We start from the raw sequence: 259 nt of genomic DNA, 5'->3' as shown, positions 1-259 counted from the left end.
GACACGGTAACNATCCGTGCGGACATCACAATGGACGTTGTTCTGCGCTACTTGCGAAGACACCGAAGCCTACCCGAGATGACAGATAGTCTTCTCGTTGTTAGCCGAAATGGTGTTTTGGTCGGTATCCTTCCACTAACTACGATGTTGGTATCTAGCCCAAGTGCTACGGTTCGTGAGGTCATGGAAACAGACATCACGACAATCAACGTCAATATGCCAGATAGCGAAGTCGCGAATGTATTCGAACGTCAGGACT

1 pseudogene is annotated in these 259 nt (G+C 48.8%); it reads left to right on the top strand.

Going from position 1 to position 259, the window contains the following annotated elements:
* Positions 1-30 precede the first annotated feature (30 nt).
* Positions 31-259, top strand: a pseudogene (locus A3739_RS07725) (magnesium transporter); the annotation flags it as partial.

It is taken from the genome of Oleiphilus sp. HI0067 (assembly GCF_001635735.1).
Note: the sequence above shows the minus strand (reverse complement) of the source record. Positions and strands in the feature narration are given on the sequence as shown.